This is a genomic window from Methylobacterium sp. Leaf88 (assembly GCF_001422795.1).
Classification (GTDB): Bacteria; Pseudomonadota; Alphaproteobacteria; order Rhizobiales; family Beijerinckiaceae; genus Methylobacterium.
In genome coordinates, this window is the sequence record NZ_LMMK01000012.1 from 409,849 (window position 1) to 428,986 (window position 19,138).

General features: G+C 69.2%; 21 protein-coding genes. 14 read left to right on the forward strand and 7 right to left on the reverse strand.

Annotated features, from left to right (window positions below):
- Positions 1-68: 68 nt before the first annotated feature.
- Positions 69-1,721: an EAL domain-containing protein gene (locus ASF20_RS08290; RefSeq protein ID WP_082501231.1), complete on the forward strand. Its 1,653-nt coding sequence runs from the start codon at positions 69-71 to the stop codon at positions 1,719-1,721.
- A gap of 24 nt (positions 1,722-1,745) precedes the next feature.
- Here ASF20_RS08290 and ASF20_RS08295 read toward each other — a convergent pair whose 3' ends face one another.
- Positions 1,746-2,765, reverse strand: coding sequence for a polyprenyl synthetase family protein (locus ASF20_RS08295; protein ID WP_056210957.1), 1,020 nt, complete (start codon positions 2,763-2,765; stop codon positions 1,746-1,748).
- A gap of 159 nt (positions 2,766-2,924) precedes the next feature.
- Here ASF20_RS08295 and ASF20_RS08300 point away from each other — a divergent pair, with 159 nt between their 5' ends.
- Positions 2,925-3,149 (forward strand): DUF2007 domain-containing protein, encoded by a 225-nt coding sequence (locus ASF20_RS08300; protein ID WP_056272859.1) that lies wholly within the window; start codon positions 2,925-2,927, stop codon positions 3,147-3,149.
- A complete protein-coding gene (locus ASF20_RS08305; RefSeq protein ID WP_056272862.1) occupies positions 3,142-3,912 on the forward strand; it encodes a methyltransferase in 771 nt (256 codons plus the stop codon). Before ASF20_RS08300 ends, ASF20_RS08305 begins: the two co-directional genes overlap by 8 nt.
- Positions 3,913-3,921: 9 nt before the next feature.
- On the opposite strand, the gene ASF20_RS08310 is transcribed toward ASF20_RS08305, so the two are convergent.
- Complete coding sequence (locus ASF20_RS08310) at positions 3,922-4,212, reverse strand: twin-arginine translocation (Tat) (protein WP_200927201.1); 291 nt, start codon at positions 4,210-4,212, stop codon at positions 3,922-3,924.
- A gap of 191 nt (positions 4,213-4,403) precedes the next feature.
- Between ASF20_RS08310 and ASF20_RS08315 the strand changes: the two genes are divergently transcribed.
- Positions 4,404-5,258, forward strand: coding sequence for a S49 family peptidase (locus ASF20_RS08315; RefSeq protein WP_056272864.1), 855 nt, complete (start codon positions 4,404-4,406; stop codon positions 5,256-5,258).
- Between the two features lie 20 nt (positions 5,259-5,278).
- Here the strand turns inward: ASF20_RS08315 and ASF20_RS08320 are convergent, their stop codons facing one another.
- On the reverse strand, positions 5,279-5,518 hold the full coding sequence (locus tag ASF20_RS08320) for a hypothetical protein (protein ID WP_056272867.1): 240 nt from the start codon (positions 5,516-5,518) through the stop codon (positions 5,279-5,281).
- A 212-nt stretch (positions 5,519-5,730) separates the two neighbouring features.
- On the opposite strand from ASF20_RS08320, the gene ASF20_RS08325 reads away from it, so the two are divergent.
- Positions 5,731-6,660 (forward strand): glycine--tRNA ligase subunit alpha, encoded by a 930-nt coding sequence (locus ASF20_RS08325; protein WP_056272868.1) that lies wholly within the window; start codon positions 5,731-5,733, stop codon positions 6,658-6,660.
- A 60-nt stretch (positions 6,661-6,720) separates the two neighbouring features.
- The gene (gene glyS, locus ASF20_RS08330) at positions 6,721-8,859 is read left to right on the forward strand and encodes a glycine--tRNA ligase subunit beta (RefSeq protein ID WP_056272874.1); all 2,139 of its coding nucleotides are present in this window, start codon (positions 6,721-6,723) and stop codon (positions 8,857-8,859) included.
- A gap of 18 nt (positions 8,860-8,877) precedes the next feature.
- Here glyS and ASF20_RS08335 read toward each other — a convergent pair whose 3' ends face one another.
- Positions 8,878-9,276: a helix-turn-helix domain-containing protein gene (locus ASF20_RS08335; RefSeq protein ID WP_056272876.1), complete on the reverse strand. Its 399-nt coding sequence runs from the start codon at positions 9,274-9,276 to the stop codon at positions 8,878-8,880.
- Between the two features lie 107 nt (positions 9,277-9,383).
- Between ASF20_RS08335 and ASF20_RS08340 the strand changes: the two genes are divergently transcribed.
- Both ASF20_RS08340 and ASF20_RS08345 read left to right on the forward strand, forming a co-directional pair.
- Positions 9,384-10,262, forward strand: a complete 879-nt coding sequence (locus ASF20_RS08340) for an SDR family oxidoreductase (protein WP_056272879.1) — start codon at positions 9,384-9,386, stop codon at positions 10,260-10,262.
- A gap of 140 nt (positions 10,263-10,402) precedes the next feature.
- Entirely contained in the window at positions 10,403-10,642 is a 240-nt protein-coding gene (locus tag ASF20_RS08345) for a hypothetical protein (RefSeq protein ID WP_056211425.1), read from the forward strand.
- Between the two features lie 66 nt (positions 10,643-10,708).
- Here ASF20_RS08345 and ASF20_RS24890 read toward each other — a convergent pair whose 3' ends face one another.
- On the reverse strand, positions 10,709-11,203 hold the full coding sequence (locus tag ASF20_RS24890) for an N-acetyltransferase (RefSeq protein WP_056272881.1): 495 nt from the start codon (positions 11,201-11,203) through the stop codon (positions 10,709-10,711).
- Entirely contained in the window at positions 11,200-12,774 is a 1,575-nt protein-coding gene (locus ASF20_RS24895; protein WP_056272884.1) for a glucan biosynthesis protein G, read from the reverse strand. The genes ASF20_RS24890 and ASF20_RS24895 overlap by 4 nt, the downstream gene beginning before the upstream one ends.
- Positions 12,775-13,449: 675 nt before the next feature.
- Here ASF20_RS24895 and ASF20_RS08360 point away from each other — a divergent pair.
- Both ASF20_RS08360 and ASF20_RS08365 read left to right on the forward strand, forming a co-directional pair.
- Positions 13,450-14,616, forward strand: a complete 1,167-nt coding sequence (locus tag ASF20_RS08360) for a type III PLP-dependent enzyme (RefSeq protein ID WP_056272887.1) — start codon at positions 13,450-13,452, stop codon at positions 14,614-14,616.
- Between the two features lie 155 nt (positions 14,617-14,771).
- Complete coding sequence (locus ASF20_RS08365; protein WP_056273719.1) at positions 14,772-15,341, forward strand: N-acetyltransferase; 570 nt, start codon at positions 14,772-14,774, stop codon at positions 15,339-15,341.
- A gap of 24 nt (positions 15,342-15,365) precedes the next feature.
- Here ASF20_RS08365 and ASF20_RS24585 read toward each other — a convergent pair whose 3' ends face one another.
- Positions 15,366-15,542 carry a hypothetical protein gene (locus ASF20_RS24585; RefSeq protein ID WP_200917634.1) on the reverse strand — a complete coding sequence of 59 codons (177 nt, stop codon included), beginning with the start codon at positions 15,540-15,542 and terminating at the stop codon, positions 15,366-15,368.
- Positions 15,543-15,862: 320 nt separating this feature from the next.
- Here ASF20_RS24585 and ASF20_RS08370 point away from each other — a divergent pair, with 320 nt between their 5' ends.
- The 4 genes from ASF20_RS08370 (at position 15,863) to ASF20_RS08385 (ending at position 19,118) form a co-directional block, all read left to right on the forward strand.
- The gene (locus ASF20_RS08370; RefSeq protein WP_056272890.1) at positions 15,863-17,308 is read left to right on the forward strand and encodes a homospermidine synthase; all 1,446 of its coding nucleotides are present in this window, start codon (positions 15,863-15,865) and stop codon (positions 17,306-17,308) included.
- Between the two features lie 152 nt (positions 17,309-17,460).
- Positions 17,461-17,805 carry a hypothetical protein gene (locus ASF20_RS08375; RefSeq protein ID WP_056210929.1) on the forward strand — a complete coding sequence of 115 codons (345 nt, stop codon included), beginning with the start codon at positions 17,461-17,463 and terminating at the stop codon, positions 17,803-17,805.
- Positions 17,806-17,829: 24 nt separating this feature from the next.
- Positions 17,830-18,672 (forward strand): DUF1206 domain-containing protein, encoded by an 843-nt coding sequence (locus ASF20_RS08380; protein ID WP_056272893.1) that lies wholly within the window; start codon positions 17,830-17,832, stop codon positions 18,670-18,672.
- 110 nt (positions 18,673-18,782) lie between these two features.
- A complete protein-coding gene (locus tag ASF20_RS08385; RefSeq protein ID WP_056378374.1) occupies positions 18,783-19,118 on the forward strand; it encodes a hypothetical protein in 336 nt (111 codons plus the stop codon).
- Positions 19,119-19,138 lie beyond the last annotated feature (20 nt).

Here is a 19,138-nt window from a genome sequence, read left to right on the forward strand (position 1 = left end):
TTCAGACGTCAGCTTTACGCTCGCTCAAGGTTTGAGGCTGCAGGATCGGCGCGCGCAAGGAGCGGTGCATGCCCGACCAAAAAAACAACTCGTGGGGAGAGGGCGAGCTCCGAGAACTCCTGTGCCTGATGATGATCGGCTCCTGCATCTGGATCGTCGGCACTCAGCTGGGGTTCTTCACGGTTCTCATCGACGCGACCCGGACGCATCAGCTTCAGGATCTGCTGATGCTGTCCCTCTGCATGAGCCTGGGCGTGGTCGTGGCGGCCATCCGCAAGTCGTTCAAGCTGCGCAAGGCGATGCAGGATCGGGACGGGGCCGAGGCGCATGCCGAGGCCGTCGCACGCCACGATGCGATGACGGGTCTCGCCAATCGCCGGCTGTTCGGCGAAACCCTCGCGGCGCGCATCCGCGTGGCCACCGGTCTCCCGCGGGTCGCCGTAATGCTGATCGACCTCGACCGCTTCAAGCCGGTGAACGACGTCCATGGTCATGCCGCGGGTGACGCCGTCCTATGCGTCATCGCCGATCGCCTGCGGGCCCTCGCGCCGCCCCAGAGCCTCGTCGCGCGCCTCGGGGGCGATGAGTTCGCTCTTCTTCTCGACACCGACAGCGATCCGGAAGCTCTGGCGCGGCTCGCGCAGGGCATCATCGCCTCGCTCTCTCAGCCGATCGCCTGGACCCAAAGCCGTCTTGAGATCGGAGCCACCATTGGAATCGCGACGGCGACGGAGGAGAGCCGCACCGCCGAGGCGCTGCTGCACGCCGCCGATGTCGCCATGTACCAGGGCAAGCGGGATGGGCGCGGGACCTACCGGTTCTTCCATCTCGACATGGGTCAGGCCCTGAAGGCACGCGCCCGGCTCGAAGGGGAATTGCGGGTCGGCATCGAGCAGGGCGAGATCGAGCCGTTCTACCAGCCGGTGGTGTCGCTGCCCGGCCGCGATCTCATCGGGTTCGAGGTGCTGGCCCGCTGGAATCATCCCCGGCTGGGCGTCCTGACCCCGGCCGATTTCATCAGCCTGGCCGAGGAGACCGGTCTGATCGCCGAACTCACCTGGTCGCTGATGCGCAGGGCCTGCCGGGACGCTCGGCTCTGGCCGGCCCATCTCCAGCTGGCGATCAATATCTCACCGCTGCAGCTGCGCGATCCGCACCTGCCCGAGCAGATCCTCGGCATCCTGACGGAGACGGGGTTCGCACCGGGACGCCTGGAGATCGAGATCACCGAGACGGCCCTGGTCAACGATCTCGAAGCGGCGCGGACCGCCCTGAAGTCGCTCCAGAGCTTTGGCGTCCGCATCGCCCTCGACGATTTCGGGACCGGATATTCCAGCCTCTACCATCTGCGCGAACTGCAGTTCGACAAGCTGAAGATCGACCGCAGCTACGTGGAATCGATGCGGCTGAGCAGCGAGCGCGCCAAGCTCGTGGATGCGATCATCGCCCTGGGCTCCAGCCTCGGCCTTCTCACTACGGCCGAGGGCATCGAGAGCGGGACCAGCGTCGATTGGCTTGCCGGCCAGGGGTGCACCTACGGCCAGGGCTACCTCTTCGGGCGGCCCATGGACAAGGCCACCACCGACGGTCTTCTCACGCAATGGTCCGACGACGCGGGCCGGATCGTGATCGCGCCGTCCCCGGCCGAAACGTCCGAGGTCACCGATTGCGAGCGCGTGGCCCTCGCTCTGCCGCCGGTCATGCGCCAGGCGGCAGCCTGACGATCCGACGCTGCGCCGGGACGCTCAGTGCGCCCGGGCGATGCAGAAGTCGACGACCTGCAGCAGGGCGTGCTTCATCGGGCTCGGCGGGAACGTCTTCAGGGCATCCCGGGCCCGGTCGCCGTACAGGCGGGCGCGCGCCATCGTTTCCTCCAGGGCGCCGTGACGCCGCAGGATGGCGCGCGCTGTTTCGAGATCGTTGTCCGTGACCTCGCCGAGTTCGAGCGTCCGCTTCCAGAAGCCGCGCTCGCTACCCGTGGCACGACGCACCGCCAGGACGATGGGCAGCGTGATCTTGCCCTCGCGAAAATCGTCGCCGACATTCTTGCCCAGGGTATCGCTGGTGCCGCCGTAATCGAGGACGTCGTCGATGAGCTGGAAGGCGATGCCGAGGTTCATGCCGTAGGCGCGACAGGCCGCCTGCTCGGCGGCGTCGCGCTCAGCCAGGACCGGACCGACCTCGCAGGCGGCGGCGAACAACTCCGCCGTCTTGGCGCTGATCACCGCGAGATACTCGGCCTCGCTCGTTTCTGTGTTCTTCGCCGCGGTGAGCTGCATCACCTCGCCCTCGGCGATGATGGTGGCCGCCGCCGACAGGATGTCGAGGGCCTTCAGCGATCCGACCTCCACCATCATGCGGAAGGCTTGGCCGAGGAGGAAATCGCCCACCAGGACGCTGGCCTCGTTCCCCCACTTAATGCGGGCCGCCACCTTGCCGCGACGCATGTCGCTGCCGTCGACCACATCGTCGTGCAGGAGGGTTGCGGTATGCATGAACTCGACGCTGGCGGCGAGCTTCACCGCACCGTCGCCGACATAGTGGCAGAGATCGGCGGTCGCGAGCGTGAGGATCGGCCGAAGGCGCTTGCCGCCCGAGGAGATCAGGTGGTTGGCGACTTCGGGAATCATCTGGACGTCGGATCCGGTGCGGGACAGGATCGTCGCGTTGACGCGCTCCATCCCACCGGACACCAGGGCGACGAGGTCGGCCAGGCTCGCCTCGGGATCGGGACTTCTCTCATCGATCGGAACTACGACGCCCAAGACCTTGAGGCCTCCCGCTTCCCTACGCCAACGCGGCGCGATCCAATCGACCGCGTCCGTGACACCCCATCGCATGCGCCCGGAGGCGCTGCAACACGCACCATGCCGCAAGCTATACATCCAGGGGCGGTGCCCGGGATGGCGCCGGGGAGAGCGTGTATGACCGAACTCATTCGCAGCAACGACGTGGTCCTGATCGGGTTCGCCCAGTCGATCCTGGAGGCCGCAGCCATTCCGGCCCTCGTCGCCGACCAGCACATGAGCTTTCTCGAAGGCTCCATCGGCGCCTTCGCGCGGCGTCTTCTGGTGCCGCGGGATCAGGCGATGCAGGCGCGCCGCCTGCTCACGGATGCGGGCCTCGCCCACGAGTTGCGGGATGCCTGAGCCCGGGGCCGATCTCTGGCTCGGCGGTCGGCTTCGCCTGATCCAGCCGCCGCGCGGCGCGCATCGGGCCGGCACGGACGCGGTCCTTCTGGCGGGGCTCCTGGCACCCGAGTCCGGTGCGGTCGTCTGCGACGTCGGGGCGGCGAGCGGTGCGGTGGGCCTCGCGGTGGCCCTGCGGAGCCCCGACTGCCGCGTGGTGCTGGTGGAACGCGACCCGGACCTGGCGGCTTACGCCCGGTGCAACGCAGAGGCGAATGGCTTGGTAAACCGCACGACGGTCATCGAGGCGGACGTGCTGGCGCCCGGACTGCGTCGGCAAGCCGATGGCCTGACGCCCGGCCTCGCCGACCTCCTCCTGACGAACCCGCCCTACTTCGAGCTCGGACGACACCGGCCCTCCCCCGTGACCGGCAAAGCCAGCGCGCATACCTTTTCGGACGGCGGGATCGAGGCCTGGATGCGCAGCTGCGTCGATCTGCTCCGCCCACAAGGTCGGCTCGGCCTGATCCACCGGGCGGATCACCTCCCCGCCTGCCTCGACGCCGCCCGCGGCCGCTTCGGCGCGCTGGCGATCCGGCCGGTCCACGCCAAGCGGAATCAGCCGGCGATCCGCATCCTCGTGAGCGGCGTGAAGGGAAGCCGGGCTCCGCTGCGGCTCCTGCCGCCCGTCGTCCTTCATGACGACGAGGGCCGCTTCACCCCGCACGCCGCGGCCCTTCACGAGGGTCGCGGGTGGGTCGATGCCGGCGTCGAGGTCCCCTGAGGGGCGCGCTCAGTAGAACGTCCGGACCCGATAAGGCCGATGCCAGCCGTGATGGCGGTGGCCCCAGCCGTGGTGCCGGCGCCAATGGTGGCGGCGATACCCGTGGTGGCGATGGTGCCAGTGCCGGCGGTGATGCCAATGACGCCGATGTCCGTGCCACCGGGCCTGCGCCACCAGGGGGGCCTGCGCACCGGCCTCGATACCCGCCACGGGCATCGGCGCGGCGGTCGCCGTCGCTCCAAATCCCATCGCACCGGCCAGCATGCCGAGTGCCAGGGCCATCCAACGCATCATGCGCATGGTCGCGTCTCCTTCGCTGCTGCGCGGGCCTCCCCGGGAGGCGCGCGGGCCGCCACGATGCGGCGGCGTGAGGCGACAACGGCGACGCTGGCAAAAGGGTTCGCCCCGCCCCACCTCACCGCTCGAGCGACCCTGCCCTCCGTGGCCGACGCGCAACACCCTTCCGCTCCTCCGATCCGAGTCGAGGCCGCATGCCCGTTTCCCTGCCTGGTCCCCTGCGCGCGCTGCTTCCCCGACGCTGGCGCCGTGCGGAGCCGCGCGTCGCCGTCCTGCGGCTCAGCGGGGCGATCGGCGCCGTGTCGCCGTTCCGCGCCGGACTGTCGATCGGCAGTCTCGCGAGCAGCCTCGATCGCGCCTTCGCGACGCCCGGCATCGCCGCCGTCGCGCTGGTCATCAACTCACCCGGCGGCGCTCCGGCGCAATCGCACCTGATCCATCAGCGCATCCGCGCCCTGGCGGTCGAGAAGAAGCTCCCGGTCCTGGCCTTTGTGGAGGATGTGGCGGCGTCCGGCGGCTACATGATCGCCTGCGCGGCCGACGAGATCATCGCCGATCCGATGTCGCTGGTCGGATCGATCGGCGTCGTCTCGGCCGGGTTCGGATTCGACCGGCTGATCGAGCGCATCGGCATCGATCGCCGGGTGCACACCCAGGGCGAGGCCAAAGGGATGCTCGACCCGTTCCGTCCGGAGGATCCGGCCGACGTGGCGCGTCTCAAGGCCATCCAGACGGACGTGCAGGCCCTGTTCACGGCCCTCGTCGGCGCCCGCCGCCCGAAGCTCGCGCCTAATGGCGAAAACCTGTTCACGGGGGCTGTCTGGACCGGCCAGCAGGCGCTACCGCTGGGTCTCGTCGACGGCCTGGGGGATGCCCGCTCGACCCTGCGGGCACGCTACGGCGACAAGGTCGATCTCGTCTTCATCGCCGAGAAGAAGGGCTCGCTCGTCGCCCGCCTGTTGCGGCGCTCGGCGCCCGGCAGCAGCGTCGCGGGCGAAGTCCTGGCAGCGATCGAGGATCGCGCGGCCTTCGCCCGCTACGGCTTGTAGGATCTCAGCGTTTGCAACTTTCAGCGCTTGCAGCTCTCGGTGCCGTAACCGGCATAGACCACCCGGACCTTCCGGGCGCAGGGCTCGGCAACGGCGGGGGCCGGTACGGCCGCGACCTCGATCGGCGTCACGGCGGCGGGCATCGTGACCGTATCCGAATACTCCGCCGTGGCGAGCGCGTTCGACGCCGTGATCACCAGCGGGGTGGCCACCAGGGATGCTGCGACGAGGGCGGCGAAGACTGTGAAGGACGAGCGCATGGCGCGATGTTCCAAATTGTCGACCGCCCTTGAGGACGGTGAGAACCCCTTGATTGCCGAATAAACTTGGCAGCAAGCGAGACCGTTCCACCGCTAAGGCGAATCGTGGCCGAATTGTGTGTGGCGACGCACGCCCATGGTGCGGTGCCGTCGCTTGACACGACCGGGCCGCCTCTTAAACGCTGGCCGCCCCTCCACGGACCGGAAAACCCATGTCGAGCGCCGTCGATCTCGCGCCCAAAACCTCGTTCCAGGGCCTGATCCTGACCCTGCAGCGATTCTGGGCGGCGCAGGGCTGCGTGATCCTGCAGCCCTACGACATGGAAGTCGGTGCCGGTACCTTCCACCCGGCGACGACCCTGCGGGCGCTCGGCCCGAAGCCCTGGAAGGCCGCCTATGTCCAGCCCTCGCGGCGGCCGAAAGATGGCCGCTACGGCGAGAACCCGAACCGGCTGCAGCACTATTACCAGTTCCAGGTGATCCTGAAGCCGAACCCGCCCAACCTCCAGGAGCTCTACCTCGCTTCCCTCGACGCCATCGGGGTCGACTTGAAGCTGCACGACATCCGCTTCGTCGAGGACGACTGGGAGAGCCCGACCCTCGGGGCCTGGGGCCTCGGCTGGGAGTGCTGGTGCGACGGCATGGAGGTGAGCCAGTTCACCTATTTCCAGCAGGTCGCCGGCTTCGAGTGCGCCCCCGTGGCGGGCGAACTCACCTACGGGCTTGAGCGGCTGGCAATGTACGTCCAGGGCGTCGAGAACGTCTACGACCTGAATTTCAATGGTGGGACGGGCGAGGATCGGGTGTCGTACGGCGACGTCTTTCTCCAGTCCGAGCAGGAATATTCCCGCCACAACTTCGAGGCGGCGGACACCGCCATGCTGTTTCGCCAGTTCACCGACGCGGAAAAGGCCTGCCGGACCTATCTCGACGCCGGTGCGCCGGAAGACGAGACCGGCCAGCACCGGATGGCGCAGCCGGCCTACGACCAGTGCATCAAGGCGAGCCACGTCTTCAACCTGCTCGACGCCCGGGGCGTCATCTCGGTGACCGAGCGCCAGAGCTACATCCTGCGGGTGCGCGAACTCGCGAAGGCCTGCGGGGCGGCGTACCTGCGCACGGCGGGTGGTGGCGCGGTGTGATCCGCAACGCCGACCGCGCCCGTCACCCCGAACACCATTACCTGGACGCCGCCTGATCCCATGCCCGACCTCCTCCTCGAACTGCGCTCCGAAGAGATTCCCGCCCGCATGCAGCGGCGGGCGGCCGACGACCTGAAGAAGCTCGTCACCGACGCCCTCGTGGAGCGCGGCTTCCTCTACGAGGGCGCCAAGGCCTTCGCCACGCCGCGCCGGCTGGCGCTGCACGTGGCCGGCCTGCCGCCGCGCGGCCAAGACGTGCGCGAGGAGCGCAAAGGGCCCCGGGTCGGGGCACCGGAGGGCGCGGTCCTGGGCTTCCTGAAGAGCGCTGGGCTGGCGAGCCTCGATCAGGCGACCATCGTCACCGACCCGAAGAAGGGCGAATTCTACGTCGCGGTGATCGAGCGGCCCGGGCGCGAGACCCTCGACGTCCTCGCCGAGATCCTGCCGCAGATCATCCGCGACTTCCCGTGGCCGAAATCGATGCGCTGGGGCAAGGCCTCGGCACAACCGGGCGCCCTCCGTTGGGTGCGTCCGCTCCAGTCCATCGTGGCCACCTTCGGACCGGAGACCGAGACGCCGGACGTGGTGCCGTTCGCGGTGGACGGCATCGTTGCCGGAGCCACGACCTACGGACACCGATTCCTGGCGCCGGAGGCCATCGAGGTCCGGCGCTTCGACGATTACGTGCAGGCCCTGGAGCGCGCGAAGGTCGTGCTCGACGTGGAGCGGCGCAAGGACATCATCCTGCACGACGCCCGCGACCTCGCCTTCGCGCGGGGCCTCGAACTGGTGGAGGACGAGGGGCTGCTGGAGGAGGTCGCCGGCCTCGTCGAATGGCCCGTGGTGCTGGTGGGCTCCTTCGACGAGGCCTTCCTCGACATCCCTGCCGAGGCCATCCGCGCCACCATCCGGGCCAACCAGAAGTGCTTCGTCCTGCGCCAAGCCGGCACCGACACCCTCGCGCCGGCCTTCGTCCTGACCTCGAATCTGGTCGCCAGTGACGGTGGCCTCGCCATAACTGCCGGCAACGAGCGGGTGGTGCGCGCCCGGCTGTCGGACGCCAAGTTCTTCTGGGAGACCGACAAGGCGATCCGCCTCGAGGACCGGCTGCCGAAGCTCGACAGCATCGTGTTCCACGAGAAGCTCGGCACGCAGGGCGCGCGCGTGCAGCGCATCGCGGCCCTGGCCCGCGAGCTGGCACCTCTGGTCGGCGCCGACCCGGACCAGGCCGAGCGTGCCGCGACGCTCGCCAAAGCCGACCTCGTCACCGAGATGGTCGGCGAGTTTCCCGAGCTTCAGGGTCTGATGGGGCGCAAGTATGCGGCACTGCAGGGCGAACCTTCGAGCGTCGCAGCGGCGATCGAGGACCACTACAAGCCGGTCGGCCCTTCCGACCGGGTCCCCACCGATGCCGTCGCCGTGGCCGTGGCGCTCGCCGACAAGCTCGACACCCTGGTGGGGTTCTGGTCCATCGACGAGAAGCCGACGGGCAGCAAGGACCCCTACGCCCTACGCCGCGCGGCGCTCGGAGTGATCCGGCTGCTCATCGAGAACACCGTCAAGCTGTCGCTGCTTCGCGACGGCTATCAAGCCGCTGCCGACGGCCATGCGAACTACGGCAACCCGGCGAAGGAAGACGCGCCTGCGAGCGCCGCTGGCGCGGATGCCGCGAGCCTCCTCGCTTTCTTCGCCGATCGCCTGAAGGTCTACCTGCGCGACAAGGGCGCCCGCCACGACCTCATCGACGCCGTCTTCGCCTTGCCGGGCCAGGACGATCTGCTGATGGTGGTCCGTCGTGTCGAGGCCCTGGGCAGCTTCCTCGAGACCGACGACGGCCGGAATCTGCTGGCCGGCTACAAGCGCGCCGCCAACATCCTGCGCATTGAAGAGAAGAAGGACGGACGCGCCTACGACGCTGCCCCCGACACGGCCCTGGCCGCCCGTGGCGAGCCGGAGGAGCGGGCCCTCGCCGAAGCCTTGGCGGCGGCGCGGGACACCGCGTCGGCGGCGGTGGCGGCGGAGGATTTCGCCGGGGCCATGCAGGCTCTCTCCACGCTGCGCGCTCCGGTGGATGCGTTCTTCGAGCGGGTCACGGTGAATGCCGATGAGCCGGCCCTGCGCGAGAACCGCCTCGCCCTGCTCAACGCCTTGCGGGCGGCGACCCGCGAGGTCGCGGACTTCTCGCGCATCGAGGGCTGAGCGGCCGGATTTAGCCCCTCACGGCTCGGCTTGGAACTGTATCCGGGCCGCGCGGATGGCGGGGTGATTCCGCTCCGCCCAGTCCACCAGCCCGGCGAGGGGCCGGAGCAACGAACCGCCCAGGGGCGTCAGGCTGTATTCGACGCTGGGTGGGCTCGTGGGAAACACGTGCCGTGTGACGAGACCGTCGCGCTCCAGGTCGCGCAGGGTCTGCGTCAGCATCCGCTTCGAGATGTCGGGGATCACCCGGTGGATGGCGCCGAACCGGCGGGTGCCGCCGGCAAGGGACGCGATGATGAGGGTCGTCCACTTGTCCCCGAGGTGACTCAGCACGTCGCGGACCGGGCAGTGATGCGGGTCGAAGCCGAGATCCTGCCAAGCCGCGAACCGCTCCGCGAGATCAGGGCCATCGGTCATGGGCGGTTCCCTCCGGGTAACCAGGGTTCAGAAACCTGCCGCCTTACGGGGCCTGTCGGTCTCTTTTATAGACCTTGTGGAGAGTCAGAACCACGAGGCAGCCCGACATGTCCCAGATTCCGTCATCGAGACTGTTCGTCACTGGAGCCACCGGCCAACTCGGACGGCTCGTGATCGCGGCCCTTCTGCGGCGGGTCCCCGCCGCCCGGATCGTCGCCGGCGTCCGGCAGGGCGAAGGCCCGGCGGCGCAGGACCTTCGCGCACAGGGTATCGCGGTGCGCGTGGCCGACTACGCCCGCCCGGAAACCCTCGCGGAGGCCTTCGCGGAAATCGAACGGCTGCTGCTGATCTCCTCCAGCGAGATCGGTCAGCGCGTGACCCAGCACCGGAACGTCATCGCGGCCGCCGCCCGGGCGCGCGTTGGTCTGATCGCCTATACCAGCCTGCTGCACGCAGACACCTCGCCGCTCGGACTTGCCGAGGAGCATCGCGCCACCGAGGCGATCCTTACGGAGTCCGGCCTGCCCGCCATCATCCTGCGCAATGGCTGGTACACCGAGAACTATACGGCGTCCCTGCCGTCGGCCCTCGCGCACGGCGTCCTGCTCGGAAGCGCCGGGACGGGACGGATCTCCAGCGCCGCCCGTGCCGACTACGCCGAGGCCGCCGCCGCGGTGCTCACCGGTGACCAAGCAGCCGGGCGCATCTACGAATTGGCGGGAGACGAGGCCTACACCCTGCCCGACTTCGCGGCGGAAGCCGCGCGGGCCTCCGGCCGGCCGCTCCGCTACCAGGATCTGCCGCCCGCGGATTACGCGGCGGCCCTCCTCGCGGCGGGCCTACCGGAAGGGGTCGCGCGCCTCCTCGCGGATTCCGATGCCGGCGCCGCCCAAGGTGCCCTGTTCGACGACGGCCACGCCCTGCGTGACCTGATCGGCCGGCCGACGACGCCCTACGCCAGCGTCGTCGCCGGGGCCCTCGCGTAAGGTCTCGGACGAAGTCGGCAGGGCATCGTTCACCGAGGGGACGAGATCCAGAAGATTTCGGCTGGTCCGCCACCCAACAAGCGGAACGGTTTCTGGATGAACGCCGTTGGGGCTGCAGATTTTCCTCAAGGGAGATGTTCATGCGCAACCCCATCATCGCCGCCCTCACCCTGGCAACGCTGTTCGGCGCTTCGGCCGTGCAGGCGGAGACCACGGTCATCCGCCGCGATGCGCCCGACACCGTCGTTGTCGACCGTCCGTCCACCGAGAGCCGCACGGTCGAGCGCCGGGAATCCAGCGACGGGTGCTCCTCGAAGACCGTGACCAAGGAGAACGATCTCGGCGACCGCAAGACGGTCACCAAGGAGAGCTGCGACTGAACCCAGCGTCCGAGTTCGGATGGCTGCAACGCCCGCTCCGGTCCAACCGGGGCGGGCTTTCGCGTTTCAGAGGATCTTTTCGTAGCGCCAGGCTTCCATGCCATCCTCGTAGTAATCCGGGATGGCGGCGAAGCGCGTGTAGCCCCGCCGTTCGTAGAGCCGGATTCCGGCACCGTTGTCGGCTCGGACCTCGAGGCGCAGGCGTGCGCAGCCATGAGAGCGCGCATCCGCTTCGGCGGCATCGAGGACGAGGCTGCCGAGCCCGAGACCGGCCCGCGCCGGGGACACGGCGATGGAGGAGAGGCGAGCGCTGCGGCTGCCGCGTCGGCGCTCCAGGGTGGCGGAGCCCACAAGGGTCGCCTGCCCCGCCGCGTCGTGGGTGAGGGCGACGAGAAGCGACATGCTGGCCGAGCGAATCGCGTGGCGGATCGCCCGCCGCTCGGCACGGTCGCTGGCGAAGGCGGCGTGTTCGAGGGCCACCAGGGCGTCGAGGTCGGCCAGGGTCGCGGGGCGGATCTCCACCACCGGCGCCGGATCGGGCTGGATCGAGGGCGCCCTCACCGGGCCGTCCAGGGATAGACCCAGGTTTCCGACAGGGCACGGCCGGAGGCCCGCAGGAAGACGCGCAGGTCCGTCGCCTGGCCCGGCGCCTCCAGGGTCACGTCGAGAGCGGCCCGCAGGCCGCGGATATGCGGGTTCGGCGTCACCGAACTGTGCGTGATGTGGCCGGTGGAGGTGCTGGCCACCACCTCCACCCGGCTCGGATCGGCGCGATAGTAGTCGAGGTCGCCGCCGGCGAAATCCACGAGGAAGCGCCGCGTCAGGCCGCCCTTGGCCTCTTCGGCCTTGGCGGTGCCGCTGGCCACCGGGGCGACGCTGAACGTGTTGATCACGCGCCCCCCCGGATGGAGGGGGGCGCCGCCGACGGCGCGAACCCGGTAGGACATTGGGACCGGCGTGCCCGCCGGATAGGGGTTCGCCGGCCGCCAGCACGCGACGACGTTGTCGTTGGTCTCGGTGTCGGTGGGCAGCTCCATCAACATCACCGCGCCCTCCCCCCAGGGGCCGTCCGGTTCCACGAAATAGCCGGGCCGGCGGTCGTAGGAGGCTTCGAGGTCCTGGTAGGTCTCGAAGGTCCGATCGCGCTGCATCAGCCCGAAGCCCTTCGGGTCGCGGTCGATGAAGCTGGAGATGCGCCGGTCGCGCGGATTGTGCAGCGGGCGCCACAGCCATTCCCCGCTGCCCGCCGCGATCTGAAGCCCGTCGGAGTCGTGAAGCTCCGGCCGGTAATCGTCGGCGTGGCGGCGGTCGTTCTCGCCGATGAAGAACATCGAGGTGAGCGGTGCCAGGCCCACCGTCGCGAGGTCGACCCGCGGGATCAGGGTGGCGCGCACCGCCACGCTGGTCTCGTCACCCGGCGTCACGGTGAACTGGTAGGCGCCGGTGAGCGACGGGCTGTCGAGGAGCGCGTAGAGCGTCAGGGCATCGTCGGCTTTCTCCGGCGCGCCCACCCAGAACTCGCGGAACACCGGAAACTCCTCCGGACCGCCCTGCCCCTCGACGTTGACCGCCAGCCCCCGGGCCGAAAGCCCGTAGAGCTGATCGCGTCCGAGGAAGCGATAGTAGCTGGCCCCGAGGAAGACGACGAGCTCGTCGAGCAGGTTCGGCTTGTTCAGCGCCGCATGGATGCGCAGACCGGCGAAGCCGAGATCGACCGGCAACGCCTTGTCGAGCTTGGTGCGCCCCATGTCGTAGAGGCTCGACTGGTAGGGGATCGGCGTCGCCACGCCACCGCGCACGAGGTTCACCGTCACCGGACGGGTGTAGAGGAAGCCGAGATGGAAGAGCTGGAGCCGGAACGGGCTCCCCTCCCCGAGGAAGGCCTTGTCGGGCTTGAAGCGGATGTCGCGCCAGGCGTCGTAGTCGAGCTTGGCGATCGGTGCCGGCAGGGCCGGGACGCGCGGATCATGGGCGACCTTGGCCAGGTCCTGCGCCCGGCGCTCCACGTCGGCGAAGCCGAACGGGGTCTCCGGGCGCCCCTCGCGGCGTTGGGCCCGCGCCTCCCCGGTTGCTGCCAGGAGAGTCGTGGCCGCGAGTCCCTGCACGATTCTGCGCCGGTTGGGTTTTGACATCGTCCTGCGATCCGGTGCGCCTGTGGGAAAACCGTGCGCTTGATGGCCCGTCCGCACGGGCTTGGGAAGGGCCCATCGTCGGCCGGACGGCGGTGTCCGCGGCGTTTCTGCAACAGCCCAGGAAGACAACCCGGTTTCGGGTGAAAGATCGCGGTTTTCCCTTGTGGGGAGAACACCCTGACCGTATATGCGCCTTGCCCAATTTCGCACGTGCCTGTGGCCGCGTGTCGGTTGGTGGGCATCCGGCCAACTGCCGGACAGCCGCCAGGGGTCTTAAAGGATCGATGGTCGACAGGGTGGATTCCCTCCGGCCGGCATCCAGGTGGCAACACCGGACCCCGACAACAACCGGCAGCCGGAGGCGAAACCGGCGAACCCCGCTCTCCACGGGGGACGCAGCTTAAAGCAACGACGAACGGGCTTTTTTGGTCTCGTCGGCCCTCCAAAGGCCGGCACCGAAGAGGCTTGTTTCTCTTTGCCCGGCGTGCGGTGGGGGTCCTCCCTTCCAATCCAAGGCAGCTTCCGGGTGCTCTCGCGCCCGCTGCGCTTCGCGTGTCTCCAAAGCATGCGGTGCGTCGCGACGCAGCGCCCCCAGACGCCGGACGGCTCACGTCGTCCTGACATTCGACAGCGCGCCCCTTGAGGGCGGCCGCGAACCTGTGGGTTGGAACGACCATGACCGATCGTATCCGCGATTTCCTCCGCGCACGCCGCGACATGGGCCAGGACGAGGGCCCGGTGATGGTGCTCGACCTCGAGGTCGTGCGCGACAACTACACCGCGTTCGCCCGTGCCCTGCCGGACACCCGGGTATTCTACGCCGTGAAGGCGAACCCGGCCCCCGAGGTCCTGCGCCTCCTCGCCGAGATGGGCTCCTGCTTCGACACGGCCTCGGTGGTCGAGGTGGAGATGGCGCTCGCCGCCGGTGCCACCGCCGACCGCGTCTCCTTCGGCAACACCATCAAGAAGGAGCGCTGCATCACCCGCGCGCTCAAGCTCGGCGTGCGCCTCTTCGCCGTCGATTGCCAGGCCGAGGTCGAGAAGATCGCCCGGGCCGCCGAGGCCGCGGGCGTCGCGGCTGCCGATGTGCAGGTGTTCTGCCGCATCCTCTGCGACGGGGCCGGGGCCGAATGGCCGCTGTCGCGCAAGTTCGGCTGCGTGCCGGAGATGGCCGTCGACGTGCTGGAGCACGCCCACCGCCAGGGTCTCACGGCCTATGGCGTCTCGTTTCACGTCGGCTCGCAGCAGGGCAACACCGATGCCTGGGACGGCGCGCTCGCCTCCGCCGCCGCGATCTTCGAGGAGTGTGCCCTGCGCGGCATCAGCCTGTCGATGGTCAATCTCGGTGGCGGCTTCCCGACCAAGTACCTCAAGGCGGTCCCGGGCGTGGAATCGTACGGCGACGCGATCTTCCGCGCCCTGACCAAGCATTTCGGCAACCACATGCCGGAGACCATCATCGAGCCGGGTCGCGGCATGGTCGGCAATGCCGGCGTGATCGAAGCCGAGGTGGTGCTGGTCTCGAAGAAGTCCGACGCCGAGGACGAGGTGCGCTGGGTCTACCTCGACATCGGCAAGTTCGGCGGCCTGGCCGAGACCATGGACGAGTCGATCCGCTACGCGATCCGCACCGAGCATGACGAGGACCGCATGGCGCCCTGCGTACTCGCCGGCCCGACCTGCGACTCGGCGGACGTGCTCTACGAGAAGGTGCCCTACCCGCTGCCGGTGTCGCTCTCCATCGGCGACAAGGTGCTGATCGAGGGGGCCGGCGCCTACACCACGACCTACGCGGCGGTCGCCTTCAACGGTTTCCCGCCCCTTCAGCAATACGTCATCTAAACGCCTTCACGGTCATGACGCGAATGCCGGGCATTCCCCATGGGGACGCCCGGCGTTGAAACTCTCCACGCCCGTCCCGTTCAGGCCGGCGGCCCCGGCCGCAGCCTGAACGGATTTGTCCTGTCGCCTGCCCAACGTTCGGGAGGGGTGTGGCCTTGGTCCAGATCCGTGATGAAGTGGAAGGCGACGTCGTCGCCCGCGAGCACCTCCTCGACGCCTGCTTCGGCGAGGCACGCCGCCTGAAGACGTCCGAGCGCCTGCGTGAGGGTCGGCTTCCTGCGGAGGGCCTCGCCCTCGCCGCCGAGCAGGACGGTCGCGTCGTCGGCACCTGCCGTCTCTGGCATGTTGAGGCGGGTTCCCGGCGTCCGGCCCTGCTGCTCGGGCCGTTGGCGGTCGACCCGGCGATCCAGGGGCTCGGCCTCGGATCGATCCTCATGCGGGCGGCCCTGCGTCGCGCGGAGCGTCTCGGGCATGGCGCGGTGCTGCTGATGGGGGACGCGCCATACTATGCGCGCTTCGGATTCTCGGCGGAGCGTGCGGAGGGGCTGTTCATGCCCGGTCCGTTCGCGCGCGAGCGCTTCCTCGGCCTGGAACTGCGTCCCGGCGCGCTGGCCGGCGCACGGGGCATCCTGCGGGCTTCGGGCGCCTGGGATCAGGCGGCCCCCATCCCCCTGGGGCCGGCGGTGGCCGAGATCGGCGCGGAGTCCCGACGACGGGTCGCCTAACGGCCGTTCCGGCGCAGCCGCCGGTTAGATCGCAGTGTGATAGTCGGTCTTGGCAGCGAGGTCGCAGCGGCGCTGAAAGGCGGCCTCGTGGCGACGCGTCACCGCGCGAAGCAGCGAGGCGGCGAGCGTGATGATGCCGGGATCGCGGTCGATGGGCTCGTCGACCGGAGCGGCGAGGCGCGAGGCGATGAGTGCGAGCATGGCAGATGTCCGTGGCGTCGAAGGGGCGGACGCTTCCTCGTCTAGGGTCGCTCTTGTTCTGTTGCAGTGCAATATCGGTTGGTGGAACCGCGCTCGCAATGCGCCGAGATGGGATGTCGCCCTGCGTGCAGGGCATGCGCCCCTTCAATCTTCCGTAAGACTTGGTGCATGGCGCATGACGCGGTCGCGTCCTGGCGGTTGACCGCCGGAGCCGCAAACGTCACTGAGCCCGTCGCTTGTTCGTCATTTGCGCCGCCTAAGGCATGCGGTCGCCGTGCGACGACTGAAAACGACACGTCTCTGAGAAGGACATCACGCCCATGACCGAAGCCGCCACCACCTGGCCCGTCCACGGCCGCATCACCGGCCCCATCGTGATGATCGGCTTCGGCTCCATCGGACGCGGCACGCTGCCGCTGATCGAGCGACACTTCGCCTACGACAAGGCCCGCTTCACGGTCATCGAGCCGTCCGACGCGCACAAGGCCCTGGCCGATCAGCACGGCCTGCGCTTCGAGCAGGTCGCGCTGACCAAGGAGAACTACCGCGAGATCCTGACGCCCCTGCTTACCGAGGGCGGCGGCCAGGGCTTCTGTGTGAACCTCTCGGTCGACACCTCGTCGCGGGCGATCATGGAGCTGTGCCGCGAACTCGGCGCCTTCTACATCGACACCGTGGCGGAGCCCTGGCCGGGCTTCTACTTCGACAAGACCAAGAGCCAGGGCGACCGCACCAACTACGCTCTGCGCCAGGAGATCCTGGACGCCCGCACCGCGAGCCCCGGCGGCATCACCGCCGTGTCGTGCTGCGGCGCCAATCCCGGCATGGTGTCGTGGTTCGTGAAGCAGGCCCTCCTCAACGTCGCCGGCGATCTCGGGCTGAAGATCTCCGAGCCGAAGGACCGCGCCGGTTGGGCCGCGCTCATGCGCGAGGTCGGCGTCAAGGGCGTCCACATCGCCGAACGCGACACCCAGCGCGCCAAGTCGGCCAAGCCCATGGGCGTCTTCGTCAACACCTGGTCGGTGGAGGGCTTCGTCTCCGAGGGCAACCAGCCGGCCGAGCTCGGCTGGGGCACCCACGAGACCTGGAAGCCGGAGAACGCCCGTGAGCAGGAGAAGGGGTCGCGCTGCGCGATCTACCTGCTCCAGCCCGGCGCCGACACCCGCGTGCGCTCCTGGACGCCGACCGCCCAGTCGCAGTTCGGCTTCCTCGTGACCCACAACGAGGCCGTCTCGATCTCCGACTACTACACGGTGCTGGAGGGCGAGCGCGCCGCCTACCGCCCGACCTGCCACTACGCCTATCACCCGGCCAACGACGCGGTCCTGTCGCTTCACGAGATGTTCGGGAACGGCGGCAAGGTGCAGGAGCAGCACCACATCCTCGACGAGACCGAGATCGTGGACGGCATCGACGAGCTCGGCGTCCTCCTCTACGGCCACGCCAAGAACGCCTACTGGTACGGCTCGCAGCTCTCCATCGAGGAGACCCGGCGCATCGCCCCCTACCAGAACGCCACGGGCCTGCAGGTCACCTCGGCGGTGCTCGCCGGCATGGTCTGGGCCCTGGAGAACCCGGAGGCCGGCATCGTCGAGGCCGACGAGATGGACTTCCGGCGCTGCCTCGAGGTGCAGACGCCGTATCTCGGCCCCGTCGTCGGGGTCTACACCGACTGGACCCCGCTGACCGGCCGCCCGGGCTTGTTCCCCGAGGACATCGACACCAGCGATCCCTGGCAGTTCCGCAACGTGCTCGTGCACGGCTGAGCCACCCTGTCGTCGCGTCCCCGGCACGGCTTCCGCGCCGGGGACGCGAGCGATGCATCGAAGCCCGTTGTGCCCGGGACTGACGGACGGCTACGATGGCGTTGCGCTGCGAGGCGCGCCATCTTCGTCTCCAGCCAGGACTGAGCCGCCCGGTGCCCCACTTCGAAGATTTCTACGCCAACAAGCTGCGCGGTTCGCTCGGGGTGACCGATGCGGAATCGGTCCTCGACCTGCGCGAGACCAATCGTCCGACCGCGGAGGCCTCCCTCGCGGACATGCTGGAACGCAGTCGCTTCGGGAAGGGCAAGACGGTGGCGATCCGCCTGGCTCCACCGCCGGAGGGCGGGGGCGAAACCCTGTTCCAGCCGATCGGGCGCCTGCTCCTCGACGCGAAGCGCAAGGGCCTCGTCGATCGCCTGCAGACCCTCCCGGCCGGCGACGGTCTCGGGTTCTACGTGGCACTATCCGGCAAGGCTGTGCGTTCCTCCGACGGATAACGTCGCGCGACCCCGGGAAACGCCTTGCTCACCCTCGGACACAACACCATCGAGCGCGTCGCTCGATTCGGCTACGGCGCCCGCGGCATCGTCTACTGCATCGTCGGGGGGCTGGCCGTGCTGGCCGCCATCGGCCAGGGCGGCCGTGCCGGCGACAGCGAGAGTGCGCTCCGCTGGGTCCTCGCCGGACCGTTCGGCGTGGTGCTCGTCGGTTTGATCGCGGCCGGGCTGCTGGGATTCGCCGTCTGGCGCTTCATCGAGGGCCTCACCGATGCCGACCGGCGCGGGACCTCGCTGAAGGGCCTGACCGTCCGGCTCGCCCATCTCCTGAGCGCCGCGATCTATACCGGCCTCGCCATCACAGCCGCGAGCCTCGCCCTCGGCCTCGGGCGCGGGGGCGGCGACGCCGCCCAGGATTGGACGGCCTGGCTTCTGGCCAAGCCCTTCGGCCTGTGGCTCGTGGGCCTGATCGGCCTCGGGGTGATGGGGGGCGGTGTCGCCTTCCTGGTCAAGGCGTTCAAGGGCGACGTCACCGATCGCCTGAAGCTCGATGCCGACCATTGCCGCTGGGCCAAGCCCGTGGGCCAGTTCGGGTACGCCGCCCGGGGCTTCGCCTTCCTGATCATCGGCGGGTTCTTCATCGCGGCGGCCTGGTATCAGGCTTCTTCGGAGGTCAAGGGTCTGGCCGGCGCCTTCGCGGCTTTGCGCGCGCAACCCTATGGCTGGGTGCTGCTCGCCATCGTGGCCGCGGGCCACTTCGCCTTCGGCGCTTTCGGCCTCATCCAGGCGCGCTTCCGCCACATCGACGCGCCGGACATCGACCAGACCGACGACGCCGTGGCCGCAGCGATTCGCGCGGTACGCTGATGCTGCTCAGGAACAAATTCAGACCCGCGTCGATTGAGGCCCCAAACTGAAGGATGCGCAGCGCCGGCAATGGATCGAGGCGGCGCGCCTGTCAGAGAGGGGAAGACATCATGCGAATTTGTTCGACGCGCCTGGTTGGCAGCCTCGTGGCCCTGGGCCTTGGCCTGTCCGCCGCTCCCGCTTTCGCCCAGGGCATCTCCATCGGTCCCGGCGGCGTCCAGGTCGATCCGGGCTACCGCCGCGGCTACGACGATCGCGGCCCGCCGCGCAGCGAGCTGACGCGCGGTGAGGCTGCCCGCATCGCCCGCCGCGAGGGTCTGGTGGATGTCGACGGCGTCGACCGCCGCGGCCCGCGCCTGATCGTCCGCGGTTCGGACCGCCGGGGCGACGACATCTCCGTCGTTCTCGACAGCCGGTCCGGCGACGTGCTCGACGTCCGCCGCTGAGCCGGCAGACCGCGAAAAAC